Annotated in this window: 19 protein-coding genes; 6 read left to right on the top strand and 13 right to left on the bottom strand. The window is 64.2% G+C overall.

The window, feature by feature from the left end:
• Positions 1 to 154: 154 nt before the first annotated feature.
• The 3 genes from Q1A71_RS01165 to Q1A71_RS01155 all read right to left on the bottom strand — a co-directional run bounded on the left by Q1A71_RS01165 (position 155) and on the right by Q1A71_RS01155 (position 4,653).
• Positions 155 to 1,501: an FAD-binding oxidoreductase gene (locus Q1A71_RS01165; protein ID WP_299670829.1), complete on the bottom strand. Its 1,347-nt coding sequence runs from the start codon at positions 1,499 to 1,501 to the stop codon at positions 155 to 157.
• A 61-nt stretch (positions 1,502 to 1,562) separates the two neighbouring features.
• Positions 1,563 to 2,726: an acetylornithine deacetylase gene (gene argE, locus Q1A71_RS01160; protein ID WP_299670827.1), complete on the bottom strand. Its 1,164-nt coding sequence runs from the start codon at positions 2,724 to 2,726 to the stop codon at positions 1,563 to 1,565.
• Positions 2,719 to 4,653, bottom strand: coding sequence for an ABC transporter ATP-binding protein (locus Q1A71_RS01155; RefSeq protein ID WP_299670825.1), 1,935 nt, complete (start codon positions 4,651 to 4,653; stop codon positions 2,719 to 2,721). The genes argE and Q1A71_RS01155 overlap by 8 nt, the downstream gene beginning before the upstream one ends.
• Before the next feature lie 277 nt (positions 4,654 to 4,930).
• On the opposite strand from Q1A71_RS01155, the gene Q1A71_RS01150 reads away from it, so the two are divergent.
• From Q1A71_RS01150 to Q1A71_RS01140, 3 genes are all read left to right on the top strand, one after another.
• Positions 4,931 to 6,658, top strand: coding sequence for a peptide ABC transporter substrate-binding protein (locus Q1A71_RS01150; protein ID WP_299670823.1), 1,728 nt, complete (start codon positions 4,931 to 4,933; stop codon positions 6,656 to 6,658).
• Positions 6,659 to 6,769: 111 nt separating this feature from the next.
• Positions 6,770 to 7,807 (top strand): ABC transporter permease, encoded by a 1,038-nt coding sequence (locus tag Q1A71_RS01145; RefSeq protein ID WP_299670821.1) that lies wholly within the window; start codon positions 6,770 to 6,772, stop codon positions 7,805 to 7,807.
• On the top strand, positions 7,800 to 8,789 hold the full coding sequence (locus Q1A71_RS01140) for an ABC transporter permease (protein WP_299670820.1): 990 nt from the start codon (positions 7,800 to 7,802) through the stop codon (positions 8,787 to 8,789). The genes Q1A71_RS01145 and Q1A71_RS01140 overlap by 8 nt, the downstream gene beginning before the upstream one ends.
• A gap of 259 nt (positions 8,790 to 9,048) precedes the next feature.
• On the opposite strand, the gene Q1A71_RS01135 is transcribed toward Q1A71_RS01140, so the two are convergent.
• From Q1A71_RS01135 to Q1A71_RS01115, 5 genes are all read right to left on the bottom strand, one after another.
• A complete protein-coding gene (locus Q1A71_RS01135; protein WP_299670818.1) occupies positions 9,049 to 10,332 on the bottom strand; it encodes a DUF3422 domain-containing protein in 1,284 nt (427 codons plus the stop codon).
• Positions 10,333 to 10,556: 224 nt separating this feature from the next.
• Complete coding sequence (locus tag Q1A71_RS01130) at positions 10,557 to 12,053, bottom strand: NAD(P)(+) transhydrogenase (Re/Si-specific) subunit beta (protein WP_299670816.1); 1,497 nt, start codon at positions 12,051 to 12,053, stop codon at positions 10,557 to 10,559.
• Positions 12,054 to 12,065: 12 nt separating this feature from the next.
• Positions 12,066 to 13,640 (bottom strand): Re/Si-specific NAD(P)(+) transhydrogenase subunit alpha, encoded by a 1,575-nt coding sequence (locus tag Q1A71_RS01125; protein ID WP_299670814.1) that lies wholly within the window; start codon positions 13,638 to 13,640, stop codon positions 12,066 to 12,068.
• A 125-nt stretch (positions 13,641 to 13,765) separates the two neighbouring features.
• Positions 13,766 to 14,215 (bottom strand): isoprenylcysteine carboxylmethyltransferase family protein, encoded by a 450-nt coding sequence (locus tag Q1A71_RS01120; RefSeq protein ID WP_299670812.1) that lies wholly within the window; start codon positions 14,213 to 14,215, stop codon positions 13,766 to 13,768.
• Complete coding sequence (locus Q1A71_RS01115; protein ID WP_299670810.1) at positions 14,212 to 14,592, bottom strand: VOC family protein; 381 nt, start codon at positions 14,590 to 14,592, stop codon at positions 14,212 to 14,214. The genes Q1A71_RS01120 and Q1A71_RS01115 overlap by 4 nt, the downstream gene beginning before the upstream one ends.
• Before the next feature lie 125 nt (positions 14,593 to 14,717).
• Here Q1A71_RS01115 and Q1A71_RS01110 point away from each other — a divergent pair, with 125 nt between their 5' ends.
• Positions 14,718 to 15,470 carry an SDR family oxidoreductase gene (locus tag Q1A71_RS01110; protein WP_299670808.1) on the top strand — a complete coding sequence of 251 codons (753 nt, stop codon included), beginning with the start codon at positions 14,718 to 14,720 and terminating at the stop codon, positions 15,468 to 15,470.
• A gap of 132 nt (positions 15,471 to 15,602) precedes the next feature.
• On the top strand, positions 15,603 to 16,151 hold the full coding sequence (locus Q1A71_RS01105; RefSeq protein ID WP_299670805.1) for a transposase: 549 nt from the start codon (positions 15,603 to 15,605) through the stop codon (positions 16,149 to 16,151).
• On the opposite strand, the gene Q1A71_RS01100 is transcribed toward Q1A71_RS01105, so the two are convergent.
• From Q1A71_RS01100 to Q1A71_RS01080, 5 genes are all read right to left on the bottom strand, one after another.
• Positions 16,148 to 16,924 (bottom strand): gamma-glutamyl-gamma-aminobutyrate hydrolase family protein, encoded by a 777-nt coding sequence (locus Q1A71_RS01100; protein ID WP_299670803.1) that lies wholly within the window; start codon positions 16,922 to 16,924, stop codon positions 16,148 to 16,150. The genes Q1A71_RS01105 and Q1A71_RS01100 overlap by 4 nt on opposite strands.
• Before the next feature lie 99 nt (positions 16,925 to 17,023).
• Positions 17,024 to 17,449 carry a heme-binding protein gene (locus Q1A71_RS01095; RefSeq protein ID WP_299670801.1) on the bottom strand — a complete coding sequence of 142 codons (426 nt, stop codon included), beginning with the start codon at positions 17,447 to 17,449 and terminating at the stop codon, positions 17,024 to 17,026.
• Positions 17,450 to 17,496: 47 nt separating this feature from the next.
• Complete coding sequence (locus tag Q1A71_RS01090) at positions 17,497 to 19,638, bottom strand: malate synthase G (protein ID WP_299670799.1); 2,142 nt, start codon at positions 19,636 to 19,638, stop codon at positions 17,497 to 17,499.
• Between the two features lie 85 nt (positions 19,639 to 19,723).
• A complete protein-coding gene (locus Q1A71_RS01085) occupies positions 19,724 to 19,885 on the bottom strand; it encodes a DUF2256 domain-containing protein (protein ID WP_299670797.1) in 162 nt (53 codons plus the stop codon).
• A 5-nt stretch (positions 19,886 to 19,890) separates the two neighbouring features.
• Positions 19,891 to 20,082 (bottom strand): hypothetical protein, encoded by a 192-nt coding sequence (locus tag Q1A71_RS01080; protein WP_299670795.1) that lies wholly within the window; start codon positions 20,080 to 20,082, stop codon positions 19,891 to 19,893.
• 105 nt (positions 20,083 to 20,187) lie between these two features.
• Here Q1A71_RS01080 and pepN point away from each other — a divergent pair, with 105 nt between their 5' ends.
• Positions 20,188 to 22,737, top strand: a complete 2,550-nt coding sequence (gene pepN / locus Q1A71_RS01075; RefSeq protein ID WP_299670793.1) for an aminopeptidase N — start codon at positions 20,188 to 20,190, stop codon at positions 22,735 to 22,737.

Below are 22,737 nucleotides of genomic sequence, written 5' to 3'. Positions count from 1 at the left end.
GGCCATGGGGATCGGGTGGGCGCACGAGCCCTGACAGGCTGCGGTCAGAGGCCGTACGACAGACAGAAGGTTGAACGATTCTGGCCGCTTGCCGTATCTTATCGCCGCATCCCGCAGCTTCAACCCGAAGCTGACGAGGCCGCATCCGCCCGCGTCAAAGCGCTGGTCCGAGCCGCATCGGGCTGCCATCGGCAAAACGGCTGAGCCGAAAGCGGGTCAGGTCATGGCCCGGCGCATTGCCCTGCGCCAGATCCGCCAGGATACGCCCCATCGCCGGGCCGATGCCAAACCCATGCCCACTCATCCCGGTGCCCAGCGTCAGCCCCGGCAATGCCGCGACACGGTCCACCACCGGCACCACATCCGGCATCGTGTCGATCATGCCCGCCCAGCTCTGCGCGATCTCGAAGCTGGGAAGTTCCGGAAAGAGCGCGGCAAAGGCGTGTTTGAGCTGCTGCACTTTCCGCGCATTCGGCGCCGGGTTCAACACGCGCTGCCCCTCGAACGGGCTGGTGTCCTCGCCAGACCAGCGGCGCGGCGTGCGCCAGCCATCGGGATAGCCCTTGGGGGCCGCGGGCAGAAACCGGGTGCCGAAGGGCTCTGCCTTCAGTTGCGTGAGGAATTTCGGCAGCGCGCGCAGCGCATCCCAGCCGAGGAAGAGCTCATGAAACCCGCCAGCCGCCAGCGTGTAGCCTCCGTCCTGGCGCGGGCGAAAGGCGATGCGCGTGTCCGCCATCCCGCCCGGTGCCACCTCGGGCAGCGCCGTGGTGGCCGCCACGGTCGCGCGCACCGACAGCTGCGGCAGCGCCACGCCATGGTTGCGGAGAAAGAGCGCCGACCACGCGCCGCCCGCCAGTACCACCTCGGGTGCCGCGGTACGCCCTTGCTCGGTCACCACACCCGCCACCCGCCCGGCTGCGATATCGAGGCAGCGCACCGCGCAGTTCTCAATGATCTGCGCGCCGGCGCGCGCGGCAAGCTCGGCCAGCGCGGGCACCGCGACCCAGGGCTCCGCGCGCATGTCGGAGGCGGTGTGCAGAGCGCCCAGATAGGATTTCGACGCAGCGGGCAGCAGCGCGGCGGTCTCGGCACGGGTCAGCAGCCGCGTGTCCACACCCTGCGACTGCGCATGGGGCACCCAATCGGCATAGCGCGCCATCTCAGCCTCGGTCTGCGCCAGATAGGTCACACCGCCCCGCACAAGACCGATGTCGCGGTTGGTCTCGGTTGCCAACTGGCGCCAGTGCCGGTTCGCCTCCACCATGATGGGCAGCTCATCCGGGTCGCGGCCCTGCTGCCGGATCCAGCCCCAGTTGCGGCTCGACTGCTCACCCGCGATCCGGCCCTTCTCCAGCAGCACAACCGAGCGACCCGCACGCGCAAGATACAGCGCGGTGCTGACCCCGATGACACCGCTACCGATAACCACCACGTCCGCGGCCTCCGGCAGCTTGGCGGCAAAGCGCACCGGAGTGTCGATGGAGATTGGGCCGGTGCTCACATGCGGCCCCGGCGGCGGGTGGCCTGAAAGCCCACCCCACCTGTCAGTGGCGCGCGGCCGCTCATGTGCCGAGCCGGGTCACCAGGCGGCGCATGAAATCCTGCCCCGCCTCGAACTCGGCCACGGAGATGTATTCATTGGGCTGATGTGCCTGGGCGATGTACCCGGGGCCGCAGATCACCGCGGAATATCCGGCCTGCTGGAACTGCCCGGCTTCGGTCCCATAGCTGACCACGTGGCTCGCATTGTCGCCGGTGATCCCACGCACCAGCGCCTCGGCCTCGCCGCCCACCTCCGGTTCCAGCGCGGGCACGTCGAAGCGTGGGGTGATCGCGATGCGCGTGTCCGCGACAACCGCCTGCATCTCGGCCTCGACCTCGGCCACCCGTGCGCGATACCGCGCCTCCCAGGCCCGCTTGTCCTCGCCCGGCACCACGCGGAAATCCATCGCGAAATGGCAATCCTTCGCCGTGATGTTATGCGCCGTGCCGCCCGAGATCATGCCCACGTGCACCGTGGTGAAGGGCGGGTCGAACAGCGCCGCGATGTCCTGCGGCTCATCCGCCTGATTGGCTGCGTTCATCCGGTTGGCCCAGTCTACCAGCTTGGCGCCATACATCACCGCGTTCACGCCACGGTCCATCAGCGAGCTGTGCACCTCGAAGCCCTGCACATGGGTGTCGAAGCCGCAGCCGCCCTTGTGCCCCGAGACCGCGCGCATCCCCGAGGGCTCCCCGATGATCGCGGCACTGCCCTTGGGCAACACCGGCTGCATCGCCTCGATCATCGGCGGCGCCCCGGTGCAGCCGATCTCCTCATCATAGCTCAGAGCGATCTGCAGCGGACGCTTGACGCCTGCGTGATGCGCCTCGACCAGCGCCCAGATCGCCAGCGCATCGAAGCCCTTCATGTCGCAGGTGCCGCGCCCGAAATAGCGCCCGTCCTTCTCGACCACCTCGAAAGGGTCGGTGTCCCAGGGCTGGCCATCGACGGGCACCACATCCGTGTGGCCCGAGAGCACAACCGCGCCCTCCTCCCACGGCCCCACATGCGCAAACAGCGCGGCCTTGGGCTGGTCGGGGTCGGTGTAGCGATGCGCCGTGACACCCTGCGCGGCGAGATACTCCTCGACCCAATCGACCAGCGGCAAGTTGGTATCGCGGCTCACCGTCGGAAACGCCACGAGTTGGCGCATGATCTCAAGCGGCGTCAGGCGGTCAGTCATAAAGGCGGCGTCCGCCCGCTCCTTCCGCCTCGTCCTGGCCGTCGCGCAAGCGGTTTTCCACCTCGACGATGGCATCGCTGCGGTCATATCCGCTGTCGGTGACCAGCACCATATGGCCCGGCTCCACCTCGCGATAGATCGAGGCCTCGGGCTCATAACCCACCGGGTGGATCGGCGAGGGGATCGGCTTGAAGTTCAGCTCGCTTTCATCCTTGCGCTGGCGCGGATCGGCGATGGGCACCGCCTTCATCAGCGCCTGCGTATAGGGGTGCTGCGGGTTCTCGAAGACGCGCGCACGTGGCCCCATCTCGACGATGCGGCCCAGATACATCACACCGACGTGGTGGCTCACACGCTCCACCACCGCCATGTCATGGCTGATGAAGAGAAAGGAAAGCCCCAGTTCCGCCTGCAGCTCCATCATCAGGTTCAGCACCTGCGCCTGTACTGACACGTCCAGGGCCGAGACCGCCTCATCCGCGATGATCAGCTTGGGGTTCAACGCCAGGGCCCGCGCTATCGCCACCCGCTGCCGCTGCCCGCCAGAGAGCTCATGCGGATAGCGCCGCATGAAGCTGCGCGGCAGCTCCACCCGGTCGAACAGCATCTCGACACGGGCCTGCACGTCCTTGCCCTTGAGCGTACCGAAATTATGGATCGGCTCGGCCACCTGATCGCTGAGCTGCATCTGCGGGTTCAGCGAGGCAAAGGGATCCTGGAAGATCATCTGCATATCCAGCCGCGCGCGGCGCAGCTGCGCCTGATCCAGCGCCATGATGTCGGTACCGTCGAGGTCGACCTGACCGGAAAGCGGATCGACCAGCCGCAGGATCGACCGGCCCGCCGTCGATTTGCCACAGCCGCTCTCGCCCACAAGGCTCAGCGTCTGACCCTTGTTCAGCGTGAAGGAGAGATCCTCGACCGCATGCACATTCGCCACCGTCCGGCGGAAGAAACCGCCCTTGACCGGAAAGCGTGTGGTCAGGTTCTTGACCGAGAGCAGCACCTCATCCGTGCCCGGGATCGGCTTGATCTCGGCGCCCGGCGTGCCGAGCAGTTTCATCGGCTCGGGCGCCGCCTTGCCACGCATCTCGCCCAGCTTGGGCACGGCGGCGAGCAGCGCCTTGGTGTAGGGGTGCTGCGGGCTCTCGAAAATCTGCGCGACCGGGCCTTCCTCGACCTTGTTGCCGCGGAACATGACCACGACGCGGTCGGCCATCTGCGCCACCACGGCCATGTCGTGGGTGATGAACATCACCGCCGTGCCCGTCTCGCGCTTGAGCCGGTCCATCAGCGCCAGGATCTCCGCCTGGATCGTCACGTCGAGCGCGGTCGTCGGCTCATCCGCGATCAGCAGGCGCGGCTTGCAGGCGAGCGCCATGGCGATCACGACGCGCTGGCGCATGCCGCCCGAGAGCTCGTGCGGGTATTGATCGAGCCGCCGCTCCGGCTCGGGGATGCGCACCTCGCGCAACAGCTCCAGCGCCCGCGCACGGGCCTGCGATTTGCTCATGTCCTTGTGCAGGCGCAGCCCTTCCGTCAGCTGCCGCCCCACAGTGAACACCGGGTTCAGCGCCGTCATCGGCTCCTGGAAGATCATCCCGATCTCATTGCCCCGGATGTGGCGCATCTCGTCGCCACTGGTCTTGGCCAGATCGATATCCGCGCCACCGGGCCGGTCGAACCAGAGCTGGCCCCCGGTGATCTCGCCGCCGCCGAACTCCACCAGCCGCATCAGCGACAGCGACGAGACCGACTTGCCCGAGCCGCTTTCGCCCACGACACAGACCGTCTCGCCCGGGTTGATATCGAACGAGACATCCTCGACCCCGACCACCGGCCCGTCCTTGGTCTGGAACTCAACCCGCAGCCCTTTGAGCCGCGCAATCGGCGCGGGGCTGCCCTCCTGGTGGTCATGATCCAGCATCGCCGCTCCTGATATTTGCGTTTTTTCGACGCTATGCCCAAGGCGATGGCAGTGTCAAACCCGCAGCCCCCTGCTTTCCATCGGGTCACCCATCACAAGGGTTGCTTTTTCCGCAAAAGCTGCTTCGATGGGCGTATGCATCTGGGGGGCAGGTGAAAAACAGCGGTCTTGGATCGAGTTACGCGACAGTCTTCATCTCCCCGAAAGACGGCACTCAAGGCGCAGCGTCGGAGAACGTGCGCTTATCGGCATTCATATGTCCAACATGGAGTAGAACATGAAACTCAGAACCCTATTGATGGGGGCCATCGCCACAACAGCCTATGTGCCTGTGGTGCTCGCGGATGGCCATGAAGGGGAACGCGGCCGAGACGGCCAGCTCAATATCATCTATTGGCAAGCGCCCTCCACCCTGAACCCGTTCCTGTCCGGCGGCACCAAGGAAAATGAAGCGGCCAGCCTCGTTCTGGAATCGCTTGCGCGCTTCAATGAAGCGGGCGAGATGGTGCCGTGGCTCGCCGAAGAGATCCCCACCGTGGAAAACGGCGGCGTGGCGGAGGACCTGACCTCCATCACCTGGACGCTGAAGGATGGTGTGGTCTGGTCCGATGGCTCCGCCTTGACCGCCGATGACCTGATCTTCACCCACGAGTACTGCACCCACCCCGAGAGCGGCTGCGCCGGGGTGAGCTACTTCGATGGTGTGGCCTCGGTCGAGGCCGAGGGCGAGCGGGGCGTCAAGATCACCTTCGACGCACCCAAGCCCTTCCCCTATACCGCCTTTGTGGGCGCGGAATCCCCGATCCTGCAGAAAGCGCAGTTTCAGGACTGCCTCGGCGCTCGCGCGCCTGAGTGCACCGACGCCAACTTCGGCCCCATCGGCACCGGCCCCTTCGTGGTCAGCGACTTCCGTCCCAATGACGTGATCACCTATGTGGCCAATGAGAACTACCGCGAAGAGGGCAAGCCGGCCTTTGCGACCGTGACCTTCAAGGGCGGTGGTGACGCGGCGGCAGCAGCGCGCTCGGTGCTTGAGACCGGCGAGTTCGACTATGCCTGGAACCTGCAACTGGCGCCTGACGTGTTGGACCGTATGGAAGCAGTGGGCAAAGGCACGGTGGTGGCCGCTTATGGCACCTCGGTCGAGCGTCTGCACCTCAATCAGACCAACCCCGATCCCGCGCTCGGGCCGGACAAGCGCTCGGTCTTCATGAATGGCGAGAACGCGCATCCCTTCCTGACCGACCCGAAAGTCGGCCAAGCCCTGTCAATGGCAATTGACCGCGCCCTGATCGTCGAGGTGGGCTATGGGGCCGGGGGCCAGCCGACCTGCAACGTGCTGCCCGCGCCCGCACTCTACGCCTCGGACGCAAACGACTGCCTGACCCAGGACATCGAAGGGGCGAATGCGCTGCTCGATGAAGCGGGCTGGGTCGACACCAACGGCAACGGCATTCGCGACAAGGATGGCGTGGAGCTCTCGGTGCTCTACCAGACCTCCACCAACGCGGTGCGCCAAGACACCCAGGCCCTGATCAAGGACTGGTGGAGCCAGATCGGCGTCGAGACCGAGCTGCGCAACATCGACGCCTCGGTGTTCTTCGGTGGTGATCCGGGCTCGCCCGATACGTTCCAGAAGTTCTATGCCGACATCGAGATGTACACCAACAACTTCGCCGGCGTTGACCCGGAAGCCTATATGGCCAACTGGCTGTGCTCCGACATCCCGACACCTGCAACCCAGTGGCAGGGCTCGAACATCCAGCGCTTCTGCAAGCCGGAGTATGACGAGTTGGTCGAGAAAATGTCGGTGACATCCGATCTCGACGAGCGGGGCGAATTGGCCAAACAGATGAACGACATGATCATCCAGAGCTACTCGATCATCCCGCTGGTGCACCGCGGCAACCCGTCGGCCCACGCGAACACCCTTGGCGGCGTGAAGATGTCCGACTGGGATTCCGAATTGTGGAACATCGCAGACTGGTATCGCATCAAGAATTGATGCGATCCGCGGGGGCGCCGGGCGGCGCGGGCTAAAGCCCGCGCCGCCCGGCGCCCCCGCTCCCCCAACCGTTGCACGTCACACCAAGACGACCGCAAAAAGGCGCGACGCATGCTGACATACACCATTCGGCGGCTGGTCCTTTCGATCCCCACCTTGCTGTTCATCAGCATCGTCATCTTTCTGCTTCTGCAGCTGGCCCCCGGCGACCCGATGGCGCAGGTGCCCCTCACCGTCCCCCCGGAAGTCAAACAACAGATGCGCGAGGCCCTGGGCCTTGGCGCGCCGATCCACGTGCAGTACTGGAAGTGGCTTGTGCAGTTCTTCTGGATCGAGCCGCAGGTCTTTGTCGACTGGCTGACCCGCGACAGCCTGCTTCTCGGCTGGCTGCCCGACACCAACCTCTACAACGGTCAGCTGCGCGTGATCTCCTGGCAGACCCGGTCGCCAGTGATGGATATCGTCGTTCAACGCCTGCCGCAGACACTCTGGGTCGTCGGCATGTCCTATATCGTCGGCATCCTGATCGCCCTGCCCATCGGCATTTACTCCGCCTACAGGCAATACTCGCTCTTCGACCAGGCCGGCACGTTCATCAGCATGATCGGGTTCTCGATCCCGCCCTTCTTTTCCGGCGTCTTGGTGATCGTGATCTTCTCCGTCAATCTCGGCTGGTTCCCCTCGATCTATGACACCACCCATGTGGTCACCGACTGGGCCAGCTTCAAAGTCCAGCTCAACCAGATGATCCTGCCCGTCATGGTGCTGGCCCTGCAGACCACGGCACAGATCAGCCGCTTCATGCGCGCGTCCATGCTCGACAACCTCAACCAGGACTATGTGCGCACCGCCCGCGCCAAGGGTCTGAAGGAGAGCGTCGTCGTGCTCGTTCACGTCCTGCGCAACTCGATGATCCCGATCATCACGGTCATTGCGCTCGGTGTCCCGTCCATTTTCGGAGGCGCCATCATCACCGAGACACTCTTCAAAGTGAACGGAATTGGCCAGCTGCTGCTCACCGCCCTCTTCGCCAATGACCTGCCCATGGTCATGACGCTGACCTTCATCTTCGCCATCCTGATCGTGCTCTTCAACCTCATCGCCGACGTGCTCTACGGCGTGCTCGACCCAAGGATCCGCTATGACTGATCAACGCGTGAATGCCGAGGCCGAGCTGGAGCTCTACGGCGCGCTCAAGGACAAGGAGCCACCGAAGGAACCCCGCAGCCAGTGGCGCGACGTCTGGGACCAGTTCCGCAAGCACAAGGGTGCGCTTATCGGCGGCGGCTTCCTGCTCTTCATCACGCTGGCCGTCCTCATCGGCCCGCTGATCTGGACGGTCGATGCCAAACAGCTCGACATCCGCAACAAGGACATGCGTCCGCTCTACACCCTGCTCTGGGACAGCACGGCCAACACCAGCTGGGAAAAGCCCTTGGGCTCCGACAACCTCGGGCGCGACATCCTCGCGACACTCATCGCGGGCGGGCGCGCCTCCATGGCAGTCGGCTGGACCGCGATGATCCTGGCGCTCTTCATCGGCACCGCCATCGGCGTCTGCGCAGGCTATTTCCGGCGGCTCGACGGACCGCTCATGCGCTTCACCGACCTGTTCCTGTCGCTGCCGATCCTGCCTCTGCTGCTCGTCGCCGTGACGCTGTTCCGCCAACCGCTTAGGGCCAACTTCGGGCCGGAGACGGGCATGTTCATCCTCATCGTGGGTGTCATTGGCATCACCTCCTGGATGCAGACCGCCCGGATCGTCCGCGGCGAGATCCTCGCCCTGAAGGAACGCGAATTCATCCTCGCCGCCCGGTCCATCGGCACAACTCCGGCCAAGATCATCCGGCGACACCTCCTGCCCAACGTGATCTCGCCGATCATGGTCTCCGCCACGCTGGGCCTCGCCACGGCGATCATCACCGAAAGCGCGCTCAGCTTTCTCGGCGTGGGCTTCCCGTCCGATTTCCCGACCTGGGGTAAACTGCTGTCAGACGCCGTGCCGCGCATGGAAGAATTCCCCGAACGCGTGATGCTGCCGGGCATTCTGATTTCGCTGACGGTGCTCTCCGTGAATTACCTGGGTGACGGGCTCAGAGATGCGTTGGACCCCCGGATTCGCGGCCGCTAGGCCGCGGATCCGAGTGGCACGAGTGGGTTTGCAAAGCAAACCTGCGGTGCCACCCCCTCTCCACTCTAGGCGCCCCACACGGGACGGCGGGCGGGGCGTCTTTCGCGCAAGCCGAAAGAGCGCCGTCCCGCTGTCGCCCACAAACTCAAATTGTGTGGGCGTAGCGACTCCTCGCATCACGCCACCGGGTGCTGGACCGCAGGTTTGCTGCGCAAACCCACTTGTCCACACGGGTCGACTTTCCTGCGGAAAGATCGACCTATTCCACACTTTTCCGCAACTGCCGCACCATCCACCACACGAACAGCACCACCGGCACCGTCACCAGCGCCGTGAGCATCCCCTTGCTGAGCCCCGTCGTCTGCGTCAGCGGATAAAGCAGATACCCCACAAGCGAGACCGCGTAGTAGCTGATCGCCACCACCGACAACCCCTCAACGGTGCGCTGCAACCGCAGCTGCAGATCCGACCGCTTGTCCATGCTCTCCAGCAGCGTCTGGTTCTGGGCCGAACGTTCCACATCGACCCGCGTGCGCAGCAGGTTTGACGCCCGGATCGACCGGCTCGACATCGCCTCCAGCCGCGCCTCCGCCGCATGCACGGTCCGCATCGCAGGCGCATAGCGACGCATCATGAACTCTCCGAAGTGCTGCCGCCCGAGAAACCGCGCCTCGCGCAACGCCTCGATCCGCTGGTTGACCAGCGCCTCATAGGCCCCCGTGGCCCCAAACCGAAAGGACGAGCGCGCCGACAAGGTCTCCAACTCCGCTGAAATCGCCAGAAGATCATGCAGCGTCTCTTCGGCCGAGGCGCTCTCTTCACTCATCGCGCCCATAAGCCCCGTGAGCTTGGTGTCGAGCTCATTGAGCTGCGGCTGCAGCGAGCGCACGCGCGCAAAGCCCAGCATCGACATGGTCTTGTAGGTCTCGATCTCGCACAGCCGCTGCACGATCCGCCCAATCCGCCGCGCGCCCGTCGCCTCCTCCGCAAAGACAGCAAACCGCAGATGCCCATTCAGATCGATCCGGAAATCCCCGGCGACAACCGCCGCGTCTTCCAGCACGGACGACACCGCCAGGCTCTCCGACACAAACCAGTCCTTCAGCCGCGCGGTGATGTCCTCGGTCTTCGAAGGCTTCGGCACCACGTTCAGCAGGATCGACGTCATCCGCTGCCCCGGTGCGTCCTCCAACCAATCCGCCGGAAACACCTCGAACTCCGCCGGATCAAAGGGCCGCGTGACCCCATTGTCCGAGAACGCCGTATAGGTCACGAACTCCGTGTGCTGCTCCCACTTGAGCCAGTATTTCCCGATCTGCCCATAGTAATGCGTGGCCCCCGGCTGCGGGTGCGGCGCCCCATGCCGGTCGAGCAGCGCCACCAGATGCTCCATATCCTGCGCCCGGTCCCGGCTCACCGCATCATTGGGCTGCTTGATCGCCACATAGGCCACCGACGACGGTGGCGTGAGAGAGGGAAACGGGCGCGCATGCAGCTCGTTGGCCAGCTTGTAGCGCAGGGGATGATCGCTGATGGGGGACATGACGCTGCTCCGGTTTTGTCAGAGGAATAATGCGCTACGCCACGATGTCAAATAATTCTTCAATACTTATCAATAAGTTAAGTGGATACAACGGCATACTGATCACCGCTTGAGCAGCAGGCCCTCCCACAGCCACCGGCAGGTGGGGTGGGCCTTGGGCCACCCCGGATAGAGCAACGCCGCCCCGAGGGGCGGCGTTTCATCTCAAAACCGAAGGCGAAACCTCAGTCGATCATCGGCAAGAGCTTGTCCAGCGACGCCTTCGCATCGCCATAGAACATCCGCGTATTCTCCTTGAAGAACAGCGGGTTCTCGATGCCCGAATAGCCCGTGCCCTGCCCGCGCTTCGAGACGAACACCTGCTTGGCCTTCCAGCATTCCAACACCGGCATGCCCGCGATGGGCGAGTTCGGATCATCCTGCGCGGCCGGATTCACGATGTCATTGGAGCCAATGACAATCGCCACATCCGTGTCCGGGAAGTCCTCGTTGATCTCGTCCATTTCCATCACGATGTCATACGGCACCTTGGCCTCCGCCAGAAGCACATTCATATGCCCCGGCAGACGCCCCGCAACAGGGTGGATGGCGAACCGCACATTCTTGCCCTTCGCCCGCAGCTTCTTGACCAACTCACTCACCGCCCCCTGCGCTTGCGCCACCGCCATGCCGTAGCCCGGGATGATGATCACGCTGTCGGCCTCATTGAGCGCTGTGGCCACGCCATCGGCCTCGATGGCCACCTGTTCGCCCTCGACCGCCTGCTGCTCGCCCGCCGGGCCGCCAAAGCCGCCCAGGATCACCGAGACAAACGACCGGTTCATCGCCTTGCACATGATGTAGCTGAGGATCGCACCCGACGAGCCCACCAGCGCGCCCACCACGATCAGCAGGTCATTCCCGAGCGAGAAACCGATCGCCGCCGCCGCCCAGCCGGAATAGCTGTTCAGCATGGAGACAACCACCGGCATATCAGCGCCACCGATGCCCATGATCAGGTGATAGCCAATAAACAGCGCCAGCAGCGTCAAGAGCACCAGCGTCCAGCTGCCCGATCCGCCCAGATACATCACCGCAAAGAGCAGCGACAGACCGGCAGCACCGGCATTCAGCAAATGCCCACCGGGCAGTTTCGACGCCGAGGTGTCCACCTTGCCCGCCAGCTTGCCATACGCAATCACCGAGCCCGTGAAAGTCACCGCCCCGATCCAGATGCCCAAGACCAGCTCGACTTTCAGTATGTTGATCTCGACGTTGCTCTTTTTCGCAATGAGCTGCCCAAAGGACGACAACCCGTCATAGATCTCCTTGGGCAGACCGACGGCGGTATACCCATCCGGCCCCACGGCTCCCAGAACACCGCCATTCTCGACGAAGAGATCGCTCATGTTGTTGATCATGATGTCCGCGTTGAAGCCCACAAACACCGCCGCAAGGCCCACGAGGCTGTGCATGATCGCCACCAGTTCGGGCATCTGCGTCATCTGCACCTTGGTGGCGAGCTGATAGCCCACCGCCGCCCCCAGAGCGATCAGCACGATGGAGACAACTCCAAGCCCCTGACCGGGTCCAATCAGGGTTGCGACCACCGCAATCGCCATGCCAACAATGCCGTACCAGACCGCCCGCTTGGCGCTTTCCTGACCGGAAAGCCCGCCAAGGCTCAGGATGAAGAGCACTGCCGCGACCGCATAGGCCGCAATCGTAAATCCGAATTCCATTGCCCCTACCCCTTACGATTTCTGGAACATGGCGAGCATGCGCCGGGTGACAAGGAAGCCACCGAAGATATTGATCGAGGCCATGAAGACCGACAGCGCAGCCAGCAGCGTGATCAACAGCGAACTTGACCCGATCTGGATCAGCGCGCCCAGAATGATGATCGAGGAGATCGCATTCGTGACCGCCATGAGCGGCGTGTGCAACGAATGCGCCACGCCCCAGATCACCTGGAACCCGATGAAGACGGAGAGCACGAAAACGATGAAATGCTGCATGAAACTTGCAGGCGCCACCAGCCCCACCGCCAGCACCAGCGCGCCACCGATGGCCAGCAGACCCACTTGCGTCTGGGTCTGCTTCTTGAAGGCCGCGACTTCTTCCGCGCGCTTCTCTTCGGCGGTCAGCTCCTTCGGCGCCTCCTTCTTCGGCGCCGCCGCAATCGCCGCGACCTTGGGCGGTGGCGGCGGGAAGGTGACCTCCTTGGCGTGCGCAATCGTCGCACCGCGGATCACGTCATCTTCCATGTCATGCACGATCACGCCGTCTTTCTCGGGCGTCAGATCGGTCATCAGATGGCGGATGTTGGTGGCGTAAAGGCTCGACGCCTGTGCGCCCATCCGGCTGGGGAAATCGGTATAGCCGATAATCGTCACACCATTCTCGGTCACGATCTTCTCATCCGCGACCGTGAGCTTGCAGTTGCCGCCCTTCTCGGCGGCCAGGTCCACGATCACCGAGCCCGGCTTCATGGATTTCACCATGTCCTCGGTCCACAGTTCCGGCGCCTCGCGATTCGGGATCAGCGCGGTGGTGATTACGATGTCCATATCGGGCGCCAGCTCGCGGAACTTCGCCAGCTGCGCCTCGCGGAATTCCGGTGAGGACACAGAGGCATAGCCGCCCGAGGCCGAGCCGTCCTGCTGCTCTTCTTCAAAGTCCAGATAGACGAACTCGGCGCCCATCGACTCGACCTGTTCGGCCACTTCGGGCCGCACGTCGAAGGCATAGGTGATCGCCCCAAGCGAGGTCGACGTGCCAATCGCCGCGAGACCGGCGACACCCGCGCCAACCACCAGTACCTTCGCCGGCGGCACCTTACCGGCAGCGGTGATCTGCCCGGTGAAGAATCGCCCGAAGTTGTTGCCCGCCTCGATCACAGCCCGATACCCGGCGATATTCGCCATGGAGGACAGCGCGTCCATCTTCTGCGCCCGGGAAATCCGCGGGATCATCTCCATCGCGATGACCGTGGCACCTTTTTTGGCCGCCGCCTGCATCTTGGCCTCATCGGCCACCGGGCTAAAGAAGGAGATCAGCGTCTGGTCTGCGCGCAGCCGCTTCATCTCGGCCTCGTCAGGGACGCGCACCTTGGCAACCACATCCGCCGCCTTCCAGAGCGCCGCCGCCGTCTTGGCGATCTCGACGCCTGCAGCCTTGTAGTCGGCATCCGAAAACCCGGCTTTCGCACCCGCACCCGTTTCGATGATGCACTCATGCCCCAGCTTTTGCAGCTGCGTGGCACTCTCGGGTGTCATCGCGACGCGTGCTTCGCCCTCAAAAATCTCTTTTGGTGTTCCGATCTTCAACTGAAACTCCCCCGTTTGATGCGTTTTTGCCCAAAATGGCGCACAGACTCGCGTTGTCCACTACCCCGCAGGCTCCGGAGGTACAATCCCCTCGCCAACAACGCCGCGCAACAACTGCAAAGAAATCACAGCCAGCGGCGCACTTTTTGCTCATATCTGGCATAATCCGCCCGGAATTCCCGCCGCATGCGGTTCTCCTCCGGCACGATAAAGCGCTGCTCCAGCACCCAGACCAGGATCGGCACCAGCACCAATGCGAGCACCGCATCCCACCACAGGCAGAGCCCCGCGAGGATCAGCACGTCAGCGAGATAGATCGGGTTGCGGGTGCGCCCGAAGATGCCGGACTGGATCAGATTGGTCGGCATCTGATGCGGCACGATGGTCGTCCGATGTTTGCGGAACTCCATCGCCGCGAGCAGGGTCAGCACAAGGCCACCGCCGACCAGCAACCCCGCCAGCAGGAAGGTGACGGGATGCGCGAGGCTCAGATTGAACGAAAGATACTTCGCCTGCACCCAGGCCAGCACCGCGCAGCCCACAAGCCAAACGGGCGGCAGGTCGAGCCATTTCACGGCCCCGGTTCCGCAGACCGAGGCTCCCAAAGTTCGATGGGGTTGCCCTCGGGATCATAGAGCCGCGCAAACCGCCCGTTCGGCAGCTCCTCCGGGTGCATGTCGACGGTGATGCCCGCTGCGCGCAGTTGGTCTGCCATCGCATCGAGATCATCGACGCGGAAGTTCAGCATCCACTGCTTCTCCGCGTTGCCGAAATACTCCGTGTCCGCGGCAAAGGGCGCAAAGACCGTGGGGCCCGCCTCCTGCGTCCAGACCGGGCTTTCATAGTCCTGAGGCACTTCCGAGATGCCCAGATGTCGCGCGTACCAGGCGGCCAGAGCCTTGGGATCCCTGGCCCGAAAGAAAAAGCCACCGAACCCGCGCACACGCTGCATCGCTCACCCTCCAGATGGTTGGGCCAAGGCTACGCCCTGCTCGACGCGGAGACAAGCCATCCGGCAGCTTGTGTCGCGGCAGGCCGCCGCTAAGGTCGGGAGGCACAGAGCGGGAGGGGCAAGACATGGAGCTTGAGGGCAAACACGCGCTGGTCACGGGAGGCGGCAGCGGCATCGGGCTGGCCATCGCCCGCGCGTTGGCCGCACGCGGCGCGGCGGTGACGATCACGGGCCGCAGGCAGGCAGCGCTCGATGCCGCGGCCGGAGACGGCATCGTCGGCATGAGCATGGATGTGCGCGACGAGGCGCGGGTGGTCGAGACCACCGCCGCAGCGGTCGAGGCACGCGGCCCGATCCAGATCTGCGTCGCGAACGCCGGCATCGCCGAAGGCCGCGCGCTGCATAAGACCGATCTGGACTTCTGGCGCGACATGATGGCCACCAACCTCGACGGCGCCTTCCTGACGATCCGCGAGGCGCTGCAGTCCATGCGCGAGACCGACTGGGGGCGCGTGATCGCGGTCTCCTCCGTCGCCGGTCTGCGCGGGCTGCCGGGCGCGGCCTGCTATACGGCCTCCAAACACGGCATGGTCGGGCTGATCCGCGCCCTCAGCGAGGATTATATCGGCAAGCCCATCACCTTCAACACGCTCTGCCCCGCCTATGTGGACACCGACATCGTGACCCGCAACACGGCCTCGATCTCCGCGCGCGCGGGCGTCAGCGCGGACAAGGCGCGCGCAATGATGGTCTCGGCCAACCGCCACAACCGCCTGATCGCGCCCGAGGAGGTCGCCGCAGCGGCGCTCTGGCTGGTTTCGGACGGGTCGGAGAGCGTGAACGGACAGGCCATCGAGATCGCGGGCGGGCAAATATAGTACCAGGCGGTGGCCTGAAAGCCCACCGCACCTGCCTGTTCTGCGGTCTGTGCTGGCAGGTGGGGTGGGCTTTCAGGCCACCCCTGCCCGCGATTCAGCCTTCCTTAACCATGCCGTGGCTAGCCTCGCGGCATGGGACATCAGATCCGTTCAAAAACACCCGGCGGCACCTTCTTCTTTACCGCGCGCTTGGTCGACCCGCGCAGCACCCTGCTGACCGATCAGGTTGACCTGCTGCGCCGCGCCATGCGCCAGACCATCAGTCGCTACCCGTTCAGCATCGACGACATCGTCATCCTGCCCGCCGCGATCCATACGATCTGGACTTTGCCAGAGGGCGAGGCCGACTTCAGCACCCGCTGGAGCTTTCTGAAGAGCCGGTTCTCCCGCGCGCTCCCACCGCCGGAGGACCGGACAGCCACAGAAATCCTGCGCAAGGAGAAGGGCATCTGGCAGCGCCGCTTCTGGGAACATCGCATCCGCTCGGCCCACGATTTGATGCTGCACCGGCGCCTCATCCATACCGCACCGGTCGAGGCGGGCCTGGTGGAGCGTCCCACCGATTGGAGCTGGACCTCTCTGCACCGCGATCTGGCCACCGCGCATCTGCGCGCCACTCCGGCACGCCCCCCGAAATTCAGCGAGATGGGGTTGAAAACGACGGCGCCCGAAAGCGCCTAGGCTACCTGCGCCGGCGTCAGCCGCCGCCCCTGCGACCAGGCCTGCGCGGCGCGGCCAAAGGCGGCAAAGAGCGGGCGCGAGACCGGGTCCTCGGCCGCCTGGTACTCGGGGTGCCACTGGACCGAGAGGGTGAAACCCGGCGCATCCTTGATGAAGATTGCCTCGGGCGTGCCATCGGGTGCCACCCCATCAACCACGACGCGCGGCGCGGCCTGCTTGATCCCCTGACCGTGCAGCGTGTTGGTCACCACCTCCTGCGCGCCCATCAGGCGATGAAACACGCCGCCCTCGGTGAAGGAGACGGTATGGCGGTTCTCGAACTTCTCCTGCAGCGTGCCATCGGGCGGCATCCGGTGATTCATCCGCCCCGGCAGGTCCCGGATTTCAGGATGCAAGGAGCCACCCAGAGCCACATTCACCTCCTGAAAGCCCCGGCAGATGCCCAGGAACGGCTGCCCGCGGTCCACACAGGCGCGGATCAGCGGCAGCGCAATCGCATCGCGCGCGCGATCAAAGTCGCCATGCGCGGCGGTCGCCTCCTCGCCATACTCCTCGGGATGCACATTGGGCCGGCCCCCGGTCAGAAGGAAGCCGTCACAGGCCTCCAACAGATCGTTGATCGACACGTAATCCGGATTGGACGGCACAATCATCGGCACACACTCCGCCACTCCGGCGATCGCGTCGGAGTTCATCGTCCCGCCCGCATGCACCGGGTATTCGTCATTGATCAGATAGCGGTTGCAGATGATGCCAACGACCGGCCGCGCCATTGCTCTTCCCTTCAGATCTCTTTGCGAGACCATACCCTCGCACGGGCCGGGTTAACAGTCCATGACCGCGCAAAGACCTGTGCGCAATTGCAAACTGCCTCAGCTTTCAGCAACCAGCCCCACCGCTTCGATGGCGGCACTGCCCACCGCCGCATCATTGTCGGACGTATCGCCCGTCACACCGATGGCGCCGACCACAGCCCCTTTGCGGTCGCGGATGAGAATGCCACCGGGCACCGGGATCACCTTGCCGCCATAGGCCCCGTTCACGCAGCCCATGAAATAGGCCTGGCTCTCCGCCCGCGCCATCTGTGCCGAACCCGGAATGCCCAGCATGACGGTGCCATAGGCCTTACCGAACGCTATCTCGAACCGCCCGGGCGCGGCCCCATCCTCGCGCTCGAACGCCTGCACGTTGCCGCCGGCATCCAGCACCACCACAGACAGCGGTTTCAACTCCATCTCGCGCCCCTTCTCAAAGGTCTTGCGAATGATCGTGCGGGCCCGGCGTAAACTGATGGTCATGAGTTCTCCTGAGTTCAAAGGCGACGTAACACGAAGGACAGCAGATCCTAGCCCGCGGCCTTCAATTCGAGGCGCCGTGCATGCAGCACCGGCTCCGTATATCCCGAGGGCTGCACCCGGCCCTTGAAGACCAGATCGCAGGCGGCCTGAAAGGCGATCCCGTCAAAGCCGGGCGCCATCGACTGATAGAGCGGATCATGCGCATTCTGCCCGTCCACGACCTCGGCCATCTTGCGCATGACCCCCATGACCTGCTGCGCGTCCACCACCCCGTGATGCAGCCAGTTGGCAATATGCTGCGCCGAAATCCGGCAGGTCGCGCGGTCCTCCATGAGACCCACATCATTGATATCCGGCACTTTCGAGCAGCCAACCCCTTGATCGACCCAGCGCACCACATAGCCCAGGATGCCTTGCGCGTTGTTCTCGATCTCGCGGATGATCTGGCCCTCGCTCCACTTGCGGTACTCCGCCAGCGGGATGTTCAGAACCGTGTCCACATAGGCGCGCCGCCCGCCCGCGCGCAGCTTCTCCTGCACGGCGAAGACGTCCACCTTGTGATAATGTAGGCTGTGCAGCGTTGCCGCCGTCGGGCTCGGCACCCAGGCGCAGTTGGCGCCCGATTTCGGATGCTCGATCTTCTGCTCCAGCATCGCCGCCATCAGGTCCGGCATCGCCCACATGCCCTTGCCGATCTGGGCCTTGCCACTCAGCCCGCATTCAAGGCCAATATCCACATTCTGGTTCTCATAAGCGCCGATCCAGGTCTTGCGCTTGATAAAGTCCTTGCGGCTGAAAGGCCCCGCCTCCATGGAGGTATGAATTTCGTCGCCGGTGCGGTCCAGAAACCCGGTGTTGATGAAGGCAACCCGGGACTTCGCGGCGCGAATACACTCCTTCAGGTTCACCGAGGTCCGGCGCTCCTCATCCATGATGCCCAGCTTGACGGTGTACTGCGGCAGCGCCAGGATCTCTTCGACACGGGTGAACGTGCGGTCGGCGAAGGCAACCTCCTCGGGCCCGTGCATCTTGGGCTTCACCACATAGACCGACCCGGTGAGCGAGTTGCCCCCCTCTCTTCCCAGATCATGCATGGCGATCAGCGTGGTGATCATCGCATCCATCACCCCTTCGAAAATCTCGGTGCCGTCCTTGTCCAGGATCGCCGGATTGGTCATCAGATGGCCCACGTTGCGCACCAGCATCAGCGCCCGGCCCTTCAACGTCAGCTTGGTGCCGTCGGGTGCAATTAACTCGCGGTCTGGGTTCAGGGCACGGGTGATCTGTTCCCCGCCTTTCTCGAAGGTGTCTTCCAGATCGCCCTTCATCAGCCCCAGCCAGTTGGCGTAGGCAACAACCTTGTCCTCGGCGTCCACACAGGCCACCGAATCTTCGCAGTCCATGATGGCCGAAATCGCACTCTCCAGCCGCACATCGGTCAGCCCCGCCTGATCCCGGCTGCCGATCGCATGGGTGCGGTCAAAGACCAGCTCCACATGCAGCCCGTTGTTGCGCAGCATGACGGTCGAGGGCGCCTTGGGATGCCCGGTGTAGCCCACGAATTTCTCGGGGTGAACGAGGAACTGGTCATCCACCAGAAGGGCGCCCTTGTGCACATAATAGCGCTTGGCATCGGCGTGAGAGGTGCGCGTGATCGGAAAGGCCTCGTCCAGAAACACCCGCGCCCGTGCCACAACCCGCGCCCCGCGCCCCTGATCATAGCCGCCGCCGGGCGGGGCGCTGCCCATCGCATCCGTGCCATAAAACCCGTCATACAGACTGCCCCAGCGCGCATTCGCCGCATTCAGCGCATAGCGGGCGTTGGTGATGGGCACCACCAGCTGCGGCCCCGGCACCGACGCGATCTCCGGGTCCACATTGGCGGTGTCGATCTCGAAATCATCGCCCTCGTCGACCAGATAACCGATCTCGCGCAGAAAAGCGCAATAAGCCTCGTGGTCATGCGCCTGCCCGCGCCGCTCCAGATGCCAGGCATCGATCTGCGCCTGCAAATCCTCCCGCCTGGCCAGCAGATCGCGGTTCTCCTGCGCGGTCTCGGCCACCAGAGCGGAAAATCCCTGCCAGAAGGCGGCCGGATCGACGCCGGTGCCCGGCAACGCCTGCTCCTCCAGAAACGCGACAAGCGCATCCGCGACCTGCAACTCGTTTTTCTGTTGATACCCGGCCATCTCACACGCTCCTCGATGCTGCCCCAGGGGCTCGTATGCGAAGATGTACGAGGAAAATTTTCGAGAGGCAATAAAGCCGGTCAGTTTACTTTACCAATTGACCGGTGCCGCCGCTTTTCCCGTTGCGACGGCACCGTTCCGAGCAATAGCGCACCTCTGCCCAGACCTTGTCCCACTTCTTTCGCCAGGTGAATGGTCGGCCGCAGACCACACAGGTCTTTTGCGGCAAATCCCCCTTCCGGCGCACGCGCCTTAGCCGTCCGACATCACGGCCACGCCGTTCTGCAGTTCGATCTCGCTCATCTGCGGGCCGTCTTCCACGTCCATCACCGAAGCGATGAAGAGACCGATGACAATCCCCAAAAGAATCGCCGCCGATATGCCGAGGATCGCCGGCCAGTGCCGACGTGTTTGACGGTCGATATTCGTGTCAGGTGCTGACATGATCATTCCTTTCATCTAGGGCGCGCAAGCCGGGTTGCGAGCGCGCAGTTCACTGTCTAACGTCCGAACCATCTCTCAGGTTCCAGATCCAAGGCAGGTGACCCGATGCGCGACGCGGCCCCGACGACGATTTATCTCAAGGATTACAAACCCTTCGGCTTTGATGTCACATCGGTGGCGCTGACCTTCGATCTCAATCCCCATGCCACGCGGGTCAAAAGCCGGATTGCCTTTGCTCCAAAGCCCGATGCCGGAGGGCAGATCTTCCTGCACGGCGAAAACCTCACCCTGATCTCCGCGCGCATCGACGGCACGGCGGTCGATCCGGAGATCACGGACGAGGGCCTCACCTGCACCGTGCCCGACACCCCCTTTACCTGGGAGGCGGAGGTCGAGATTGATCCCGCCAACAACACCGCGCTCGAAGGGCTCTACATGTCGAACGGCATGTACTGCACCCAATGCGAGGCGGAAGGGTTCCGCAAGATCACCTACTACCCCGACCGCCCCGACGTGATGAGCGTCTTCACCGTCACCATCAACGGCCCGCATCCGGTGCTGTTGTCGAACGGCAACCCGGTCAAGGCCTCGGAGGGCCGCGCCGAATGGCACGACCCCTGGCCCAAGCCCGCCTATCTCTTCGCTTTGGTCGCAGGCGAGCTCGTCGCCCACTCCGACAGTTTCACCACCCGCTCGGGCCGCGCCGTCGATCTCAACCTCTACGTCCGCCCCGGCGACGAGGGCAAATGCGCCTTCGGCATGCAGGCGCTCAAAGACAGCATGACATGGGATGAGGAGGTCTATGGCCGCGAATACGACCTCGACGTCTTCAACATCGTCGCCGTCGACGACTTCAACATGGGCGCGATGGAGAACAAGGGGCTGAACATCTTTAACTCCGCCGCCGTGCTCGCCTCGCCCGAAACCGCAACAGACGGCAATTTCGAGCGCATCGAGGCGATCATCGCCCATGAGTATTTCCACAACTGGACCGGCAACCGCATCACCTGCCGCGACTGGTTCCAGCTCTGCCTGAAAGAGGGCCTGACCGTCTTCCGCGACAGCCAGTTCACCTCCGACATGCGCTCGGCCCCGGTGAAACGCATCTCGGACGTGATCGACCTGCGCGCCCGGCAGTTCCCCGAGGACCAGGGCCCGCTCGCCCACCCCGTGCGCCCCGAAAGTTTTCAGGAGATCAACAACTTCTACACCGCCACGGTCTATGAAAAGGGCGCCGAGGTGATCGGCATGCTGCGCCGTCTGGTGGGGGCACAGGCCTACGACAAGGCGCTCAGCCTCTATTTCGACCGGCACGACGGGCAGGCCTGCACCATCGAGGACTGGCTCAAGGTCTTCGAAGACGCCACCGGCCGCGATCTCAGCCAGTTCAAGCGCTGGTACAGCCAGGCCGGCACGCCAACGGTGACTGTAAAAGATGCCTGGTATTCAGGCGCTTACATCCTGACCTTCACGCAAGACCTCGCCCCATCGGAGACCACGCCCGACCCGCAGCCACAGGTCATCCCCATCGTCACCGGGTTGCTCTCCCCCTCCGGCGAAGAGCTTGTGGCCAGCCAAGTGCTTGAGCTCACCCAGGCCTCGCAATCCTTCACCTTCGAAGGGCTGCCAGAGCGCCCTATCCCTTCGGTGCTGCGCGGCTTCTCCGCCCCTGTGGTGCTCAAACGCGAGCTGCCGGACGAGCACACCGCCTTCCTGCTGGCCCATGACACCGATCCCTTCAACCGCTGGGAAGCGGGCCGCGACCTCGCCCGCAGCAGCCTGCTCGCGATGATCCGCGAGGGCGCCAAACCGGATGCCAAGTATCTGGACGGGCTCCGGGCCGTCTTCGCCGACGACAGCCTCGACCCTGCGTATCGCGCGCTGATGCTGGGGCTGCCCGGCCAGTCCGACCTGGCGCGAACGCTGCACGAACTGGGCGAGGTCCCGGATCCGGCGGCCATCTGGGATGCCTCCGAGGCGATGCGTGAGGCGCTCGCCAAGCATCTCGCCGACCTGCTGCCCACCCTTTACGAGACCCATCAGGTCACCGAACCCTACGCCCCCAATGCAGAACAATCGGGCCGCCGCAGCCTCGCCAACGCGGCCCTGTCCCTGCTCTCCCGCACCGAAGGCCCCGAGCGAGCGCAGACGCAATACGACGCCGCCGACAACATGACCCAACAGCTGGCAGCCCTTGCCGTGTTGCTACGCCAGAACGCGGGCGACGCGGCCCTGCAGGCCTTTGAGCAACAGTGGTCGTCCGACCGTCTGGTCATGGACAAATGGTTCGGCCTGCAGGTCATGCAGGCGGAGCCGGACGCAGTGGCCGCCACCGCACAAAAGCTCACCGAGCACCCCGATTTCAACTGGAAGAACCCCAACCGGTTCCGCTCGGTGATCGGTGCAATGGCAGGCCACCACGCGGGCTTCCACCACGCCAGCGGGGCTGCCTACACCCTGCTGGCCGACTGGCTGATCAAGCTCGACCCGGTCAACCCGCAGACCACCGCGCGCATGTGCTCGGTCTTCCAGACCTGGACACGGTACGACGATGCCCGCAAGACCAAGATCGCGGCCGAGCTCGACCGCATCCTCGCCCTGCCGGACCTGTCGCGCGACACCACCGAAATGCTCACCCGGATCCGAGGAACCTGA

It is taken from the genome of uncultured Roseobacter sp. (genome assembly GCF_947493125.1).
Taxonomy (GTDB): domain Bacteria; phylum Pseudomonadota; class Alphaproteobacteria; order Rhodobacterales; family Rhodobacteraceae; genus Roseobacter.
Note: the sequence above shows the minus strand (reverse complement) of the source record. Positions and strands in the feature narration are given on the sequence as shown.

What these genes read in the sequence shown, in the direction of transcription:
- argE (WP_299670827.1), bottom strand. Translation starts at nt 2,726, where the DNA reads ATGACTGACCGCCTGACGCCGCTTGAGATCATGCGCCAACTCGTGGCG.
- Q1A71_RS01155 (WP_299670825.1), bottom strand. Translation starts at nt 4,653, where the DNA reads ATGCTGGATCATGACCACCAGGAGGGCAGCCCCGCGCCGATTGCGCGG.
- Q1A71_RS01150 (WP_299670823.1), top strand. Translation starts at nt 4,931, where the DNA reads ATGAAACTCAGAACCCTATTGATGGGGGCCATCGCCACAACAGCCTAT.
- Q1A71_RS01145 (WP_299670821.1), top strand. Translation starts at nt 6,770, where the DNA reads ATGCTGACATACACCATTCGGCGGCTGGTCCTTTCGATCCCCACCTTG.
- Q1A71_RS01140 (WP_299670820.1), top strand. Translation starts at nt 7,800, where the DNA reads ATGACTGATCAACGCGTGAATGCCGAGGCCGAGCTGGAGCTCTACGGC.
- Q1A71_RS01135 (WP_299670818.1), bottom strand. Translation starts at nt 10,332, where the DNA reads ATGTCCCCCATCAGCGATCATCCCCTGCGCTACAAGCTGGCCAACGAG.
- Q1A71_RS01130 (WP_299670816.1), bottom strand. Translation starts at nt 12,053, where the DNA reads ATGGAATTCGGATTTACGATTGCGGCCTATGCGGTCGCGGCAGTGCTC.
- Q1A71_RS01115 (WP_299670810.1), bottom strand. Translation starts at nt 14,592, where the DNA reads ATGCAGCGTGTGCGCGGGTTCGGTGGCTTTTTCTTTCGGGCCAGGGAT.
- Q1A71_RS01110 (WP_299670808.1), top strand. Translation starts at nt 14,718, where the DNA reads ATGGAGCTTGAGGGCAAACACGCGCTGGTCACGGGAGGCGGCAGCGGC.
- Q1A71_RS01105 (WP_299670805.1), top strand. Translation starts at nt 15,603, where the DNA reads ATGGGACATCAGATCCGTTCAAAAACACCCGGCGGCACCTTCTTCTTT.
- Q1A71_RS01100 (WP_299670803.1), bottom strand. Translation starts at nt 16,924, where the DNA reads ATGGCGCGGCCGGTCGTTGGCATCATCTGCAACCGCTATCTGATCAAT.
- Q1A71_RS01095 (WP_299670801.1), bottom strand. Translation starts at nt 17,449, where the DNA reads ATGACCATCAGTTTACGCCGGGCCCGCACGATCATTCGCAAGACCTTT.
- Q1A71_RS01090 (WP_299670799.1), bottom strand. Translation starts at nt 19,638, where the DNA reads ATGGCCGGGTATCAACAGAAAAACGAGTTGCAGGTCGCGGATGCGCTT.
- Q1A71_RS01080 (WP_299670795.1), bottom strand. Translation starts at nt 20,082, where the DNA reads ATGTCAGCACCTGACACGAATATCGACCGTCAAACACGTCGGCACTGG.
- pepN (WP_299670793.1), top strand. Translation starts at nt 20,188, where the DNA reads ATGCGCGACGCGGCCCCGACGACGATTTATCTCAAGGATTACAAACCC.